The following is a 16,521-nucleotide window of genomic DNA, read 5'->3' on the forward strand; positions in this document are numbered from 1 at the left end:
GTTTGGCATTGAGCCGCCGTTGATAACTTTTGTCATATCTGCAGGAAGACGTTTTTTATCTTGGCTGAGGTTTTTGATGTTCTTTTTAGTGATAGCTAGTTTCATTGTGTGTCCTTTTACTTATTTTTTTATGTAGAGTAGAGCTCGTATTTCTGTTTAGTTATTTATCTTGTTTTATCTGGTTGAAGTGTTTTTGTGTGCGCCGCAACCTGACTCCTAAGGTAACAAGATTTTCGAAAAAGTTAATTACTAGAAGGTTATGATTTGTATATAAGGTTTTGGTTTAAGTCTTTGTTTTATAAGCTTTGGTATATTCTTAAATGGTTTAATTAGAACTTTTTATCGCTTTTCTTGGCCGATTTTCATGCCAATTGCTGTGATTTTAGCCAGAATCTGTCGGTGAAAAACAATGTCAGCACACCACTTGGTTGATCCCATTGCGATGAATGAATGCATCGAAAACCAGCTGTAATGTCAAGATTGTCTCAATAGAGTCTGGGCAATGCGTACAACTTTGTTATTAAGACCAAGAGAAAACTCTATAAACAATCAATGTTACTCGGCAGATGAGCATTAATAGCGTTAATTTGACTATTAATTGAGATAAATATAGTTAAAATATCAGCAATCATTTCCGGCTCATTTTACAAACTGCAAATATGTTTGGCTGTACACATGGAGTGGCGGCCTTAAAGTGCGTGAAGTGCAAAGGGGATAGTAAGTAAAAAAAGGATTCATCACTGATGACACTGAATACAGTTATTTTAGCTGCGGGTAAAGGTACTCGTATGCGATCGAACTTACCTAAAGTTCTTCATCCAGTTGCTGGCAAACCAATGGTTCAGCACGTTATCGACAATGCCGCTGCTATGGGCGCAAAAGCCACCAACTTGGTTTATGGCCATGGCGGAGAGCTATTAAAAGAGTACCTAGCACACAATGAGGTTAATTGGGTACTTCAGGAAGAACAGCTTGGAACTGGGCACGCTGTGGCTGTGGCAAAAGAGCATATTGCTGATGATGATACGGTATTGGTCTTATATGGGGATGTGCCTCTGACCAAACGTTCTACATTAGAAAGACTCTTGATGGCAACGCCTGAAAATGGCTTAGCAGTACTAACTATGACGCTTGATAACCCAACTGGTTATGGTCGTATGTTGCGTGAAAATGGCAAACTTGTGGGAATTATTGAGCAAAAAGATGCCTCTGCTGAACAATTAGAAATTAACGAGATCAACACCGGCATTATGGCTGCCAATGGTGGTTTACTTAAAAAGTGGTTGGGTCAGTTATCTAATAATAATGTGCAAGGTGAATACTATCTGACAGACATTGTGGCCATGGCACACGCGCAGGGCATTGAAATCAGCTCTGCACAGCCGGACGACGCAATGGAAGTCGAAGGTGCTAATAATCGCGTTCAGCTTGCTGCCTTAGAACGCGCCTACCAAGCTCGCCAAGCGAATGAATTAATGATAAATGGTGCCAGCCTTGCTGATCCGGCACGTATTGATGTTCGTGGCGAAGTGACAACCGGGCAAGATGTTGAGATAGACATCAATGTCATCTTCGAAGGTCAGGTTGAGATCGGTAATAATGTGCGTATTGGGCCAAATTGCGTATTAAAAGATTGCCAAATTGGCGATGGCGCGGTGATAAAAGCAAACTCAGTGATTGAAGAAGCACAAGTGAAAGCCCTTTGTACAGTTGGACCATTTGCACGATTACGACCTGGTGCGTTATTGGAAGAAAACGCCCATGTTGGTAACTTTGTAGAGATGAAAAAGTCTCGTTTAGGGTCTGGTTCAAAAGCAAACCATTTTACTTATTTAGGCGACACCACAGTCGGTGAAAAAGTGAATATTGGAGCAGGTACCATTACATGCAATTATGACGGTGTTAACAAGTCACAAACTGTGATTGGTGATGGCGCCTTTATTGGCTCTAACTCTTCGCTAGTTGCGCCGGTGAATATTGGTGCACAAGCAACGGTGGCTGCGGGCTCAGTAGTTACGAGCACGGTTGCTGATGCGCAATTGGCAGTTGCCAGAAGCAAGCAACGAAATATCGACGGTTGGCAGCGCCCGACCAAGAAAGCCTAACTCATATTGCAAAAAAGGGAATTGAATTCCCTTTTTTTGTATCTCATTTCTTTCTGGTGTTCAAAGTGATACATTACGAAGGGGTTAATTAAAATTTAACAATAAAAACAATTAATTCAGGTGTACAAGTTATTATGGAAAATCTCTTTCGCAAAGAAGTACTTGAGAATAAGCGACACCGATTAGAAGGAGCTGTGAGTTTAGTTCAACCACCTGTGTTTAAAACACTCACCTTTCTGATCTTGTTTGTGGTGACCATCAGCATTATTTTCCTTGCAGTAGGTAGCTATGCGCGAAAAGAACGCGTATCTGGTGTGCTGGAGCCAAATACAGGGATCCTCAATATGGTTGCGTCACAAGAGGGAGTGGTCGCCGAAGTGCTGGTTGAGGAAGGTCAGTTTGTAGAAGCCGAGCAGCCTATTTTGCGAATTGCATCGGCTAAGCACAGTACTCAAGCGCTGGAACTAAACCAAGCGCTACTCAATCAATATACGTTTCAAATACAAAACATTGAGCGACTTATTGCTCAGCAAGAACAACAATACCAATTAGATCTCAACGAGCTAATGCTCCAAAAAGTCAGTGCTAAAAAGCGTCTTGAAGAATTAAATAGTCAACAGCTTACATTCTCACAGCGCCTCGACTTGAATAAGCAAATGGTAAATCAAATCAGTACCTTGAAGGGAACAGGGTATATTTCTGAGCTGGAGTTACAAAGGCAGAAAGATACTTTACTGTCACTCCAACAACAGTCTTCCAATATCCGTTCAGAAAAACTCAGTTTAGAGTCCCATATAGAACAGTTCGACACACAACTAGAAAAACTTCCATTAGGACATGATGAACGGATCAATCAACTCAAATCCGAGCGTGCCCAACTAAAGATTCAATTGACATCAATTGAACAACAGAGACTGGGCGAACTACGAGCCCCAAAAGCTGGGGTTGTAACAGGCTTGTTGGCGAAGGTCGGCAAGAACGTCATTTCAGGACAAAAGCTATTAAGCGTGATCCCAGCAAATAGCCAGATGCAGGCCGTTATTTATGTTCCGACATCGGCGTTTGGCTTTATTGAGCAGGGACAACAAGCAAAATTGCGTTATCACGCTTTCCCATACGAGAAGTTTGGCATTTATGGTGGAGAGATTAAACAAGTTAGTACCAGTCTGATATTGCCTGAGGAAGCTATTATTCCCGGTATTATTAGTGAACCAGCTTATCGCGTCATAGTGTCGCTGTCTGAACAGGAGATTCAAGCGTATGGAAAATCAACACCATTGCGTGCGGGTATGATGTTAGATGCAGATATTATCATCGAGGAGCGTTCTCTATTACGATGGTTATTTGATCCGGTATTTAGTATTAAAGGACAGCTGTAAGCTGCAATAACGATAATAAAAGGCTTAGTATGTACGAGGAAGACAATTCACCGGTACAAAAATTACAGTTTTGGTCAAGAAATTCACTGCCTATTATTTTGCAGTCTGAAGCCGCTGAATGTGGGTTAGCAAGTTTGGCGATGGTGGCTGCTTACCATGGCTATCACAGTGATTTGACTACCTTGAGACAAAAATTCAGTATATCAATAGAAGGCGCAACGCTACTTGATATTATGCATTTTGGTGAGCAACTAGAACTCAGTTCTCGGCCGTTGAGAATAGAACTAGAAGATCTAGATGCGTTGCAAACCCCCTGTATCCTACATTGGGATATGAACCATTTTGTGGTGTTAAAAAAAGCCAATGAAAAACGTATCGTTATTCATGATCCGGCTTCTGGAGAAAAGACTTTTACCTTAGAAGAGGCTTCAAAACACTTTACTGGTGTTGCGTTAGAGCTAACACCGACCAAGAGCTTTGAAAAACAAGAGAAAAAGCCGAGTTTGAGATTTGCAGACTTTTGGAGCCGCATCACTGGCTTAAAGCGTTCTTTGATACTAATTTTCTTGTTGTCTATTTTGTTGCAGGTATTTACGCTCGCGGCGCCATACTATATCCAGCTTGTCATAGATGATGTTGTCCTGACTGGGGATACAAATTTATTGACCGTATTGGCTACCGGTTTCTTCTTGGTGCTGGTGTTTGAGATTGCCACTAATGCATTGCGAGGGTTCACGTTACTTCACTTTGGTAACCAAATGAACATCCAACTGGGCGCCAATTTATTTCATCACTTGGTGCGCTTACCGATTTCTTATTTTGAAAAGCGCCATATGGGTGATGTGGTTTCACGGTTTGGCTCATTGCAGCAGGTTAAGCAAATCCTGACTACGGGGGTTATCGAAGCCATCATAGATGGTTTAATGGCGATCATTACGCTTGCGATGATCTTTTTTTACAGCCCAACGCTCTCGCTGGTGGTATTGACTGCGGTCATTGCCTATGCCTTGGTCAGAGTGGCCATGTATAAGCCGTTTAGAAGTATCAGTGAGCAAGAGATCATGGCTCGCGCCGAAGAGAACTCCAATTTTATGGAAACGGTGCGCGGCATTCAAACAATAAAGTTATTTGGCTCAGAGGTGAAGCGCGAGGGGCAATGGCAGAATCGATATGCAAATGCAATAAACCAAAGCATTCGACTGGGTAACTTTCAAATTGGATACGAAGCTATTAACCGTGCGTTATTTGGGATCGAGAATATTCTCGTGGTGTACTTAGCGGCACACCTAGTTTTGGACGGTGGGTTTAGTACAGGTATGCTGTTCGCATTTATGTCTTATAAGCGCCAATTCATGGACAAGACTGCTAACTTAATAGAAAAGCTCATCGAGTTTAAGATGGTAGGTTTGCACTTTGACCGTATCGCGGATATCGCTCTGACAGACAAGGAGACGCTGCAGCCTGAGAAGTTTAAGAAGCACACTGTTGCGGGTAAAGTTGAACTTAAAAACATCTGCTTTTCATACTCTGATGCAACTCCTAATGTATTAAACAACTTATGTTTAGAAATTAATGAAGGCGAATCTGTCGCCATTACCGGCCCTTCTGGTTGCGGTAAATCGACGTTATTAAAAATTATGTTGGGGCTTAACCAAGCCAAAAATGGTGATGTGCTGATTGATGGTGTGCCCATTGAACAAATTGGTGCACGGCAGTATCGACAGCAAATTGCAGCTGTTATGCAAGATGATGAACTGTTATCTGGGTCGGTTGCTGACAACATCGCTTTTTTTGACTCGCCAATCGATATGGAGCGGGTTGTTTATTGCGCACAAATGGCGGCTATACACGATGATATCAGTCAAATGCCAATGGGGTATGACAGCTTGATCGGCGATATGGGGTCATCACTTTCAGGCGGCCAAAAGCAGCGAATTATTTTAGCCCGGGCGCTTTATAAGCAACCTAAAATCTTGTTTATGGATGAAGCTACCAGTCATTTGGATACTAATTTAGAATCGGATATCAATGAGGCTGTCAGCAGACTTGATATGACCCGCGTTATTATTGCGCATCGTAAAGAGACTATTGCATCAGCAGATCGCGAGATTCGCCTACAGAAAGTTAAGGTAGAAGAACTCCAACTGGAAAGTGAATAATTAAATGCGCCCCTGTTTGAGGGGGTAATGCTTTTTTATTTACTGGTTGAGAGCAATGTTTTAGCGCACCGAAAATAATAATCTACTCAACCTAACTCAATAAACATTTGAACGGATATTAACTGTTGAGCTGCGTATTTATTTGAGTTAGTTTTTATTGATATAACAAAAAGAATAACGCTTTATTATCTAAGGAAGATCATGGCAAAGCTATCTATCACAGAAAATCAACGTCAGGAAGTAACTGAGATCATCACGCTATTAGCAAGCCGCGTGAGTGACAACCTTAAATCAGGGCAAGCGCACCAAAACGGCTTGTTGAGTGGTGTTGCGGGCCAGCTATTGTTCTTATTCAACGCCTACCAATTTGACCCAAAGATTGTTGATGAAGCGGTATTCAGCGATATGCTGGAAGCTTTACAAGAGCAACTCACCGATCAGAGCTTTGAATTAAGTAATGGCCTTGCGGGGCAAGCCTGGGTACTTGAGTATTTTAATCAAGCTGATCAGGAAGACTATGACCCGCAGCTATTGGATGATGTCGACGAGCTGTTTGCACGGGCATTAGATCATGACCCTTGGTCTGGTGAAATAGAAATGGTGCTCGGCTTAAGTGGCTATGCACCGTACACGGCTCTTCGAGCCAAATATTCAGAACAGCATAAATTGTACAGCACAATCGTTGCGGGTCTTGAAAGCACTGCGACTTATTTTGACAATGGCCATATTGCTTGGTCTCAGCCTGCGCAATCGGTGTATCGATTTGATACAAATGACACAGAAAAACCAGAGTTTAACCTTGGTTTGGCACACGGGGTTCCGGGTATGATTGCGGCTCTTTTACCTGCTCACAATATCCCTTCTCTGAATGCGCGAGTCACCAAGTTGTTGTCTGGGGCATGTGATTGGTTAATGGCACATCAAAATACAAGCGAGAAGGGAAACGAGCGTCACTCTTGCTATGGTTCGTGTGTCGGTTCAGATGAACAATCTAGACTGGGATGGTGTTATGGTGATTTGACAATTGCCATGATTTTGGCTCGGGCAGGTAAAGCACTGGATCGCCCAAGCTATGTTGATCATGCATTAGAGGTAGCACTCCACGCTTGCAAACGAAGAGCTGTTGACGGCTACATTAACGATGCAGGTGTATGTCATGGGTTCGTTGGGTTAGCCCTGATTTTTAAATTGCTCGATAAGTTGATGCCACACCCAGAACTTAAAGCCAGAAGCGTTTTTTGGGTTGAATACAGCCTTGAAAAGTTCCACGAGGACGGTATCAAAGCATTCTATTCATACAGTGGAGTAGAGAAAGCCCATGCAGAAGACTTTGGTTTATTGATGGGGTATGCCGGTATTGGTTGTGCGTTTATTAGCTTGTTGAATGATGATTCAAGCTGGACTGAATGCTTACTGATGTCTTAAGGAGAAGTACATGTCTACAAAACAACTAAAAAATGACAACTTTTTTGTAATTCGAACACCAAGGTTAGCCCTTGAACAATTAGCTGCCTTCGGTGAAGAAGGTGCAGATACAAACTTACTATTAAGCGCTTGGCTTGCGACGCCGGGTGTTGAAGAAGCGATCTACTTAGCCAGCCCATCACTGTTGGAACGTATTGAATTATGGCGCACGAAACCAGATTCTAAACAAGGCAAAAAAGTTGCCCATGCACTGATTAAATATATGGTGCGTATGTGCTCTAGACCTACACCATTTGGGTTATTTTCAGGTATTCACAAGGGCACAATAGCGTCTAATACAGCATTAACACCAGCTGATCATCTTGATGATAGCCGTAAAACGCGTTTGGATATGTTTTATTTGTCGGCTTTGAAGGAGCACTTTATCAAGCATGCTTCTCGTTCAGACAACTTAACTTACAAACCTAACTCATCCCATTATTTTGTCGCACAGCAGTGTCGGTATATAGAAACATATCTCTCTGATGACACCATGCAATACCGTTTAAGTGCGGTGGAAAGTGACGAATACTTTAGGTTTGCACTGGCGCTAGCGAAACCAGGGGTAAGTTTCAATGAACTGGTGTCACGCTTTGCGGGTCACTACCCTGAGGCCGAACAAGAAGAGGTAGAAAGCTATATTCAGGACCTTATTGACGAAGGGGTTTTGCTAGCAGATATACCATTACCACTCACTGGAGATTCACCAGATCATGCATTGCTCAAGTCGATTTCAGAAATCAAAGAGTTTGATGCAGCGGACAAATTAGCGACTGCGCTGTCGCAAATTGATAAATTAGACGAAGCATCTAGCGGAGAAATTACGCCTTATAAACAGCTGTTGTCGCATTTAGAAAGTTTGCCTGTAAAAGCGGAAGAAAATAAGCTTTTCCAAAGCGACATCTATCGCGCTTTTGAGCAGTGCAGTCTCTCTGAAATGGAAATTAAGCGCGTACAAAAGCAACTTGAGTTGATAGCTGGTCTCACCGTCACAGAGCCTTCTAGTGGATTAAGCCAGTTTATAAGCCAATTTAACAGCCGCTTTGAAGGCCAGTTTGTATCGCTCGATGTGATCTTGGATGATGAGTCCGGTATTGGGATCTCCACCGAAACTGGGTATGAAGCCCCGCTAGTTGCTGGTCTCAACTTGGCGCGTAGCGGGTCGAATAAAGCGACTGTGCCAGAAGTCAGCATGATCGAAAATCTAGTGGAGCGCGCACTTAGCTTACCTGAAAATCGTGACAAAGATTGTGTTGTACTCAAGAGCAAAGAGCTCAAACCCAAAGTGAATAACCAAGAGGCCGTGCAAAACTTTCCATTCTCATTTGGCACCATGTTGAGTCTGTTTGAAGACGATAAAGGTCACCCTGTATACAAGTTTAACGGTTGTTATGGTCCGTCATCAGCTAACCTATTAGGGCGCTTTTGTCACCTTGATTCAGAGCTCAAAGAGGCCGTGACACAGCATTTGGAGCAGGAGCAAGCACACAGTGAAAGTGTAGTATTTGCTGAAGTGGTCCATATGCCTGAGGGGCGACCGGGTAATGTGATTGCACGTCCTCATTTGAGAGATTATGAAATTGTCTTTATGGCGGATAGTTCACTGGACGAAGATTATCAGATCCCACTCAGCGATTTACATGTATGGGTAGAAGGGCAAAAAGTGAAGCTCTGGAGTAAACGTCTTGATAAACAAGTTATTCCGCGTCTATCTAGTGCCCACAACTACTCAGCTCGCAGTTTAAGCGCCTATAAATTCTTATGTATGTTGCAAAACCAAGAAGGGCGAGCGCCTCACTTTAGAATGCCGCCTAGTACAGAGCGCGCAGCCTTCGTTCCACGAGTGATGTTAGATAATTTAATTTTAAGCGAAAAGGTATGGCGTATTGAACGCACTGAACTGGAAGCCATAAGCAAGAAAGGGCAATTCAATCGCGAAAAATTAGATGCACTTATCGCTAAATATACGCTGGATGCACAAGTGAGTTTTGCTATATCAGACAATGTGTTGCAGCTTGATTTACGTAACCCTGAGATGTTCGCTATCTTGCTAGCAGAGACAAAAGGCCATACCAATGTTGAGCTAAAAGAGGTGCTCTCCAATAGCTATCGATCCCGCGTGGTAGATAATAAAGGAATGCGTTACAGCAATGAAGTTATTGTGCCTTTTATTAATGAGCATGCTAAGGCGCATACGCACTTCTCTGATGACCCTCATGCAAACATTACCGCAGCCCCGATTAAACGACGTTTTAGTGCAGGGTCTGAATGGCTTAGTCTTAAGATCTATTCTGGCAATTCATTAGTTGAACAATTACTCACAGAAGAGCTTTTACCGCTTATAGAGCAAAGTGCTGAGCTATACGACAAATGGTTCTTTATTCGTTATGGCGATCCAGATTGGCACATTCGACTGCGTTTTCATGGCGACCCTAGTTTACTATGTGGTCAGCTATTACCACGCTTGAATTCATTACTGGATCCTAAAATAGAGTCGGGCGAGCTGCATAAAGTGGAGCTAATGACCTATGAACGTGAAGTAGAGCGATATGGTGGTCCAGAGTCGATGAGTTTGGTTGAGTCACTGTTTATGCATGACAGCCGTTTGATAGCGCAAGTATGTGGACTCATAGAAGCATTTGGTGAAAATGTCCGTTGGCGTGTTGCGTTGGCCTGTACGCATAGATTACTTAACTTGTTTGAATACACCGGTGAAGCACGACTCAAGTTGGTCAGCCAACTTCGAGATGCCTTTGGTCGAGAATTTAATGAAACGAGCGCACTACGCAAGCAGCTAGGAAACCGTTATCGAGAATATCAAGCTCAGATGGATGACGATTTTATAAAGCTGGTGCCGGAACAAGCGCAGCAGTGTGACGAAGCGCAAAGTGCGATACTTACCATTCTAGAGCAGTGGCAAGCAAGCGTTGCTCCTGTGATTGAGGTACTCAACCGACAAATCACAGAGGGGCAATTAAATTGTACGCGAAACTCTTTGCTAAGTTCATTACTGCACATGCATAACAATCGTATGTTCAAAGCTTATGGCCGTGAGCAGGAACTGGTTATTCATGATTTACTGCGCCGTAAGTATTTTTCTGCAGACAAAAAAACGTAACCCACCATATATGATGAAAAGCGCGCTCACGGGCGCTTTTTTTATGTCTAATACGAGCTAAAACTACTCGCTATGGCTATATATAGAGAGATAACTTTACATAATATGGTAGAAAGATGAGACGTTTAATCGGAGTGTTTTGCGGTATTTTTTTGTGTGCACAAAGTGCGTGGGCGGCGAACATCGCAGATGAACTCAAGGTGTTTGAACCGTACTTAGGGACATGGCAAGCAAGCTTTTCAATGGCGAGCGGCCAACCTGCGGTTACAGATGTAAGTCAGTGGGAGCGGGCGCTCAATGGCACGGCCATTCGAACGCTGCACTCTATTAATGACGGTGCATATGGTGGGGAGTCTTTGCTATTTTGGGATAAAGCAAAGCAGAGTATTGTCTTTTATTATTTTACCACTGCTGGCTTTTATACGTCGGGCAAGATAGAGGTCATCAGTGAGCATGAGTTTGTCGCTTATGAGTCAGTTGAAGGGAATCAAGACGGTATTACTGAAGTGAAGTCGACTAGTCGTTTCAAAAATGGAGCGTTCACCGTTTCAACGCAATACCTAAAAAATGGCAAGTGGACTAACCCTGAGCAAAGAACCTATCGTCCGAGTAACAAACCAGTTAAGTTCAAGTAATGTCAACGAGAAGGTTATTTTTTGGTATCGGTTTGGATAGTCCAACAACGGCTGTAATTCAGCGATGGCTAGACGATTCAGTGGAATATCATAAAGCGCCTACTTTATCTCGAAATTGGCACATCACGTTGGCATTTTTAGCACAAGTGGAGGCATCTACAACCGACGCGCTGATTGAATTTGCAGGTCAGCTTAATGTTGCGCCTTTTGAGCTTCATTTTGCACAATCAGGCTATTGGGCGCACAATGGTATTTTTTATTTATCACCTTCACCTTGCGAAGCTTTGGAAAGTTTGGCTGCGCCACTGCGAGATATTTCAGAACAATGGCAACTGTATACCAACCCATATGCGTATTTACCGCATATTACGCTGTTTCGGAATCATAAACCGATACCTCAAGTACGAGCACCAATAGAGCCCTTTACGCTGACTGTGTCAAACTTTCACTTGTACCATTCACATGCGTTACAAGATGGCTTGCATTATACGCCGATAGCCTCATTTGGCCTCAGCGCTTGATGCGTTGGCTGAGTTGGGTCAGTAAAAAATGAGCAAGTCGACGTATGATGCCCACAGAGCCACTTTGACGAAATAACTTGGCGGTTGCTTTATTTCGCGCAGCACTAACATGCTTGCGGTGGCATTCATCCGCGGCGGCTGACCAATTCTCAGCGCGTATGGCATTGAGTAACTTTGGCCACGCTCGACTCAGGTTAGTCGTACCAAGGTTATAGGCCATATCAAGGAGTGCCAACTGAACACTACTGGGCATTTTTTTGAAAGGGATATATCCATTTTGAGCACAAAATAAAGTGTCTAGCTCACGCTCGAAAGCGCGCAACTTTTTATCCAGCAGTTTTAAGCATTCTTCATGTGGTAAATACAGCTGGCAGTGTTGCTCATACCAACTAGCACGCCGCCCTTCAGGGAGTTTTGCGATGATGGTAAACTCTTGCGCTTTAAGGTCTCTGCTCGCGACTTTCTTTGTCGACTTTTCCCTTAAAGTTATTTTTGCCAGTGTCTTAGGGTCATCAATGAGAAAACCAGCACCCAGAGTTACGTTACCGCGTGTATCAAGGTAGAGGTGGGCAATTACACCTTCATATAAACAGATATGTTTGGCGGCCAAGTGGCGGTCTAATGTTTTCAACTGGAACAATTCGCAACCTTTTTGACTTCTGATGCTCTGTTAACTGTGTAGCATTGCTTGAGTAGGGAGCAATAGCAAGTATTTACATCAATACCTGGTACCATCTCACTGATTTTTCCCCACAGGTTGCTGTTAAAGTTACTGCGAGTCATTGAAAACAAAACTAAATCATTGCCGTCTGCCAACAGAGCATTATTGGGGTTACTGGTTACGTACCAACCAAACTGCTTCATGTAATTAATGTCGTTGTTATCGGCTTGTACTTCTGTCAGGGCCGTTTTGTAGGCATCGAGGCTACAGCAGTCATTTAATAATGCTCTGAGGTTTTTATATGTTGTGCCTTGGAACTCAAACTGCATGGATTTTATTAGAGCTGGGCCGGTTCCTGAGTTAGTGACTTTGACAGTCATGCGAGCACGATCTGCCTCAAGATCATAGTCACTGAAGCTAACTTGCAACCAAGGCCAAGTTTCTGCGTAAAGCTGTCGCTCCGCTGCCGCCACCTGCTCTTGTGCGGCTTTCGCTTGCATATAAGTGGCATAAAAAGAAGCCGCGGAGATTAAAATTGCACAGAGCGCCAATATGCTGTTCATCTTTGAACGAGACAGGCGCAATTTGAACTTACTCAATTTTACAGCGTTATTGTGCTCTGCTGGCTGTTCTGTCGACATCTCAAGCTTCCTATTATGGCGCGGCTAAGAAAATGGTTAACTGCTTGCCTATTTGCAAGGTTGAGTGAGGTAGCTGATTCCATTGTTTGAGCTTATTAACAGATACGTTAAATTGCTTGGCAATGCGCCAGAGGCTGTCGCCCGATCTGACCGTGTAGGTGTACTGCTGATCTGCAAGGATGGGTAAGATCAATTTGTCGCCAATACGAATTTTATCTGAACGTAATTGGTTGAAGGATTTTAATTGCGACACGTTCAATCCGTAGTTTTGCGCGATCACACTCAAGCTATCACCGCGACGTATGGTGTAGGACTGCCATTGCTCATTGGGCATAGTAGGTAGGTTTTGTGCATACAGCTGCCATTTATCTGCTTTATGAACGGGCAGAATGAGTCGGTTCGGGCCACCTAGCAGCGCAGGAAAGCGTGCATACCCAGTATTCAGTTGAGCCAGCATTGACCATTCAGGACTGCTGTCGAGGATAGTGGCGCTAGGTAGTGAAACCACGGAGATTGCAGGTGTATTTGCAATGACAGGGAAATTCATCAGCTGCTGCTTAAGTAGCTGGGTTGCAGCAAGTAACTTAGGTACATAATGGCGAGTTTGTCGCGGTAATTCTAACGCAAAGAAATTTGTTGATTTACCGGCTTTACGATTTTTTTCTATTGCTCTAAATACGCGGCCCTCACCGGTGTTATATGCCGCAATAGCATGGTACCAGTTGCCATCAAATCGACGATGCAAGTAAGTGAGGAAGTCCAGTGCTGCATTGGTTGAGTCTATAAGATCTTGGCGGCCATCGTACCAAGGGTTTATTTTAAGACCATAGTGTTTTGCAATGAGTGGTGTGAGCTGCCAAAGTCCTGAAGCATGTTTATGAGAATAAGCCTGCATATCGAAATCTGTTTCAATGAGTGGCATGAGCGCTAATTCAATGGGTAAACCTCGTTTTTCGATTTCAGTCACGATGTAGTAAAGCAAGGGCTCGGCTCGTTCACTGATTGTGTGCATGTAGTTTGGGTGCTTTAAATACCACTCTATACGCTTTTTTACTCTGCTGTGCTCTGATGGCGCGAAGCTAATCTGCTGGCGTATACGCTGCCATACATCTTCCGCATCTTCTGGTGCAGTTGGAGACGTACTTTCAGTATGAGCGCCTTGTGGTGCTGTCACATCTTGGTGGCTGCTGGTTTGTTGATATTCCGGTATTTCTGATGGGACATCATGGACTTCCTCTGATGTCGGAGTTGACTGGCAAGCCGTAAGCATCAGAATTGTGGAGATGAGTAATAAACGTTTGAGCATAATTCAGCACCCTTATTATTGTTTTTGTAACGCTATTTTATAAGTTTATGAAATAAATAGACAAGTTAAAAAACTGGTACAAGATGAGGGAATTACATAGTGGTTGTTGTTTTTTTGAACTAAAATTGGTTTTGTTGCGTTTAAGTAAAGTAGTTCCATTCAGTAAGGGGTATTTTTATGGACCGCACAGAATTGAAAGAGCAATTTGAGCACAGCTACATGGATCCCGTCATTTTGAGTTACGCAGACTCTAACCATTATCTTGCTGGTGGGTTAGATGTTTTAGGTAATTACCATCTAATCACAGATAAGCAGGGTAAAATCGTCACATACAACTCTCTGCGAGAAGCAGAAGTTGAGCTGGTTGAGCTTGGAGCCAAAGAAGCCACTTTTGATATGGAAACAGCCTACGATGAAATGGTGGGTAGTGTCAGCGACGGACATTGTCGATTTAAGTTGCCACTCGTACATTAAATGAAGTTGGGGCGTAAACGCCCTGTTTTATAAAGTGCCTGTCAAAGACACTGTGACGACGGGTTTCACCTGGTCATTAAACCGTGTTTCCCCATCGAATATTTCACCTCGCCTTGAGTCGAAATAGGTTTGCGTATAAGTATATTTAGCGGAGTTTAGCGCGCTAACTGCGACTTTGACTCGCAGCGAGTCGGACAGGGTGTATTCGCCAAAAGCATTTATTTCTGTGTGATCGCGCTCGACAAAGATTTCATCCTGATAGAAGTAAGTCGCAGACTCGGGCAGAGTGATGTCTACGCCCCAACTATAATTTGGCATATCTCGTCTAAACTCTATGCTGGCACTATGTGGCGTTAACCCTGTGGTCGCTCGAGTGCCTGTAAGCGGATCGTGATAGCGTGCGGTTGAATATTCATAGTCAAGGGAGAGTTGGCTGCCAGATAGTAAGTTATCAGTACTCAAAGTCGAAGAGAGAGTACTCCCTAATAGCGTCGCATTGCCCGCATTGCCAAGGCCCGCGCTACCATTTGTCAGTGTAACTACCTCATGAATATCTTTTTGCCACTGATTGAACACCTTTAAGCTGATGAAGAGGGAGTCCATTAGGCGGGCATTTAGCTGTGCAGCTAACTCACTGAATTGACTCGGTTGCAATCGGTGATTGCCAGACTGACTGCGATCAAACCCTGCATCTTGGCTGGCCACAAAGTGGTTAAAGTCGAGTTGATCAACATGGCGTCTGGCTGTCAGTGCAAAGTCCCAACTGTTCTTACTCTCATAGCTTAAGCGTAACAGTGGCTTCATAAAATTAAGATCACTACGATGGGTAGACGCCGTTGTGCTCTTGAGCTTGGTATGCTCTGTATTAAGACGGGTATATAACTTCCACTGTGAGTTCATTGTGTAGGTGAATGCAACGAATGGTAGGTATCTAATTTCAGATACCCGACTTGCAATTTGGCTACCACTGGCCTGCGTAACGGCATCAAGTTGATTACGGCTGATTTCAATGCCGACTTCCGGTTTCAAGAAGCTGCGCGGCGCAGTAAAGCTAAACAGCATAACTTGCTCTTGATGTGACTTGTATTGCTTAAAAACGTCGTTTTGCTCACCCGTTTCTCTGGTGACTGATTGGTTATTTGTTGTTTTCTTATTCTGCAATGCAACAAGTTGTAATTGCTTGTCCTGCGATAATTTTTTCAACCAATCGGCGCTGAATTCATACTCCATCGTATCAATTGATTCATTATACTGCCAAGTTTGATTGAGCGCGTGATGCATACTGCCATAAAGCCTATAAAAGTCTGTTTGCCAATCATCTTGCAGCGCCTTTGCTGAGAGTACTAAGCGGTTTGTTGCTTGATACCGGGTGCTGTTCAGCGACAGTAATCGGCTGTTCAACTTTTCAAAAAAATCTTCAGAGCCCACTTCTGTGATAATTTTTTGAGCAGATTGAGATTCTATGGTGGATACTGATTGGTATCTATCATCTTGATAGTGAATGTTTATTTGGTGTTTCCATGCATTCATAGGTACAGAAAACTGCGCAGCCAGTTCACTGGGTCGATACTGCTGGTAGGCGGAGGTCAGTTTGCTGTGAGTTTGCCAATTGGTTGTGATGCTACTGGTATGAGTAAGCACATTGATCACCTGATTATATTGGCTGGCACTGCCAAAAGGGTGCCCAGTACTGTAGAAGTGCAGAGCGGTAATGTGCGCGGCAGGCAGTTGGCTCAGTATCTGACTCAATGACTCACTCTTGGAAGCGGGCATAGCGCCATTGATCAGTACGTTCCCCCCTGCGGCGGACAAGCCTCGACTCGCGGTATTTTGAACTAATGCAAAGCCTGGGATCTGCTCAATTTTATCAAGTGCATTTTGCCCATATAGTTGTTCTAGTGCCTGATTATCATAATTGATGACTGCGAATTGTGGTGTGTCTATCGTGCTTTGGGTATCTGTATAATCAAGTGCCGCCGAAACAGGTGCTATCAAAGCACAAAGGAGTGCCCCAAACATTGATAAGCGATTATTGAGTGACTTTTCCATGGCTTTCTG

Annotated in this window: 12 protein-coding genes; 8 read left to right on the top strand and 4 right to left on the bottom strand. The window is 43.6% G+C overall.

Translation table 11 applies throughout. The features are described from left to right. Positions 1-743: 743 nt before the first annotated feature. From glmU to thpR, 7 genes are all read left to right on the top strand, one after another. Entirely contained in the window at positions 744-2,105 is a 1,362-nt protein-coding gene (glmU, locus tag N482_RS13190) for a bifunctional UDP-N-acetylglucosamine diphosphorylase/glucosamine-1-phosphate N-acetyltransferase GlmU (protein WP_063377470.1), read from the top strand. A gap of 134 nt (positions 2,106-2,239) precedes the next feature. Beyond that, complete coding sequence (locus tag N482_RS13195; RefSeq protein ID WP_063377471.1) at positions 2,240-3,484, top strand: HlyD family secretion protein; 1,245 nt, start codon at positions 2,240-2,242, stop codon at positions 3,482-3,484. A gap of 29 nt (positions 3,485-3,513) precedes the next feature. Next, entirely contained in the window at positions 3,514-5,643 is a 2,130-nt protein-coding gene (locus N482_RS13200; protein WP_063377472.1) for a peptidase domain-containing ABC transporter, read from the top strand. 201 nt (positions 5,644-5,844) lie between these two features. Continuing rightward, entirely contained in the window at positions 5,845-7,068 is a 1,224-nt protein-coding gene (locus N482_RS13205; protein WP_063377473.1) for a lanthionine synthetase C family protein, read from the top strand. Between the two features lie 10 nt (positions 7,069-7,078). After that, positions 7,079-10,225 (top strand): lantibiotic dehydratase, encoded by a 3,147-nt coding sequence (locus N482_RS13210; RefSeq protein ID WP_063377474.1) that lies wholly within the window; start codon positions 7,079-7,081, stop codon positions 10,223-10,225. Between the two features lie 116 nt (positions 10,226-10,341). Continuing rightward, a complete protein-coding gene (locus N482_RS13215) occupies positions 10,342-10,860 on the top strand; it encodes a hypothetical protein (RefSeq protein WP_063377475.1) in 519 nt (172 codons plus the stop codon). Further along, on the top strand, positions 10,860-11,381 hold the full coding sequence (thpR, locus tag N482_RS13220) for an RNA 2',3'-cyclic phosphodiesterase (protein WP_063377476.1): 522 nt from the start codon (positions 10,860-10,862) through the stop codon (positions 11,379-11,381). The genes N482_RS13215 and thpR overlap by 1 nt, the downstream gene beginning before the upstream one ends. Here thpR and N482_RS13225 read toward each other — a convergent pair. From N482_RS13225 to N482_RS13235, 3 genes are read right to left on the bottom strand one after another with little or no spacing between them, the layout of a single operon-like run. After that, a complete protein-coding gene (locus N482_RS13225) occupies positions 11,371-12,021 on the bottom strand; it encodes a glycoside hydrolase family protein (RefSeq protein WP_063377477.1) in 651 nt (216 codons plus the stop codon). The two genes, thpR and N482_RS13225, sit on opposite strands and share 11 nt — an antisense overlap. Next, positions 12,009-12,683: a hypothetical protein gene (locus N482_RS13230; RefSeq protein WP_063377478.1), complete on the bottom strand. Its 675-nt coding sequence runs from the start codon at positions 12,681-12,683 to the stop codon at positions 12,009-12,011. The genes N482_RS13225 and N482_RS13230 overlap by 13 nt, the downstream gene beginning before the upstream one ends. Positions 12,684-12,696: 13 nt before the next feature. Continuing rightward, a complete protein-coding gene (locus N482_RS13235; protein WP_063377479.1) occupies positions 12,697-13,989 on the bottom strand; it encodes a LysM peptidoglycan-binding domain-containing protein in 1,293 nt (430 codons plus the stop codon). A gap of 177 nt (positions 13,990-14,166) precedes the next feature. Between N482_RS13235 and N482_RS13240 the strand changes: the two genes are divergently transcribed. Continuing rightward, the gene (locus tag N482_RS13240) at positions 14,167-14,463 is read left to right on the top strand and encodes a DUF6482 family protein (RefSeq protein WP_063372049.1); all 297 of its coding nucleotides are present in this window, start codon (positions 14,167-14,169) and stop codon (positions 14,461-14,463) included. Between the two features lie 27 nt (positions 14,464-14,490). On the opposite strand, the gene N482_RS13245 is transcribed toward N482_RS13240, so the two are convergent. Next, on the bottom strand, positions 14,491-16,512 hold the full coding sequence (locus N482_RS13245; protein ID WP_063377480.1) for a Plug domain-containing protein: 2,022 nt from the start codon (positions 16,510-16,512) through the stop codon (positions 14,491-14,493). Positions 16,513-16,521: the final 9 nt, after the last annotated feature.

This window comes from Pseudoalteromonas luteoviolacea NCIMB 1942 (assembly GCF_001625595.1).
In the GTDB taxonomy this organism is placed as follows: Bacteria; Pseudomonadota; Gammaproteobacteria; order Enterobacterales; family Alteromonadaceae; genus Pseudoalteromonas; species Pseudoalteromonas luteoviolacea_A.

Excerpts from the sequence above, each read along its gene's own strand:
- glmU (WP_063377470.1), top strand. The coding sequence starts at position 744 with ATGACACTGAATACAGTTATTTTAGCTGCGGGTAAAGGTACTCGTATG.
- N482_RS13195 (WP_063377471.1), top strand. The coding sequence starts at position 2,240 with ATGGAAAATCTCTTTCGCAAAGAAGTACTTGAGAATAAGCGACACCGA.
- N482_RS13200 (WP_063377472.1), top strand. The coding sequence starts at position 3,514 with ATGTACGAGGAAGACAATTCACCGGTACAAAAATTACAGTTTTGGTCA.
- N482_RS13205 (WP_063377473.1), top strand. The coding sequence starts at position 5,845 with ATGGCAAAGCTATCTATCACAGAAAATCAACGTCAGGAAGTAACTGAG.
- N482_RS13210 (WP_063377474.1), top strand. The coding sequence starts at position 7,079 with ATGTCTACAAAACAACTAAAAAATGACAACTTTTTTGTAATTCGAACA.
- N482_RS13215 (WP_063377475.1), top strand. The coding sequence starts at position 10,342 with ATGAGACGTTTAATCGGAGTGTTTTGCGGTATTTTTTTGTGTGCACAA.
- thpR (WP_063377476.1), top strand. The coding sequence starts at position 10,860 with ATGTCAACGAGAAGGTTATTTTTTGGTATCGGTTTGGATAGTCCAACA.
- N482_RS13230 (WP_063377478.1), bottom strand. The coding sequence starts at position 12,683 with ATGTCGACAGAACAGCCAGCAGAGCACAATAACGCTGTAAAATTGAGT.
- N482_RS13235 (WP_063377479.1), bottom strand. The coding sequence starts at position 13,989 with ATGCTCAAACGTTTATTACTCATCTCCACAATTCTGATGCTTACGGCT.
- N482_RS13240 (WP_063372049.1), top strand. The coding sequence starts at position 14,167 with ATGGACCGCACAGAATTGAAAGAGCAATTTGAGCACAGCTACATGGAT.
- N482_RS13245 (WP_063377480.1), bottom strand. The coding sequence starts at position 16,512 with ATGGAAAAGTCACTCAATAATCGCTTATCAATGTTTGGGGCACTCCTT.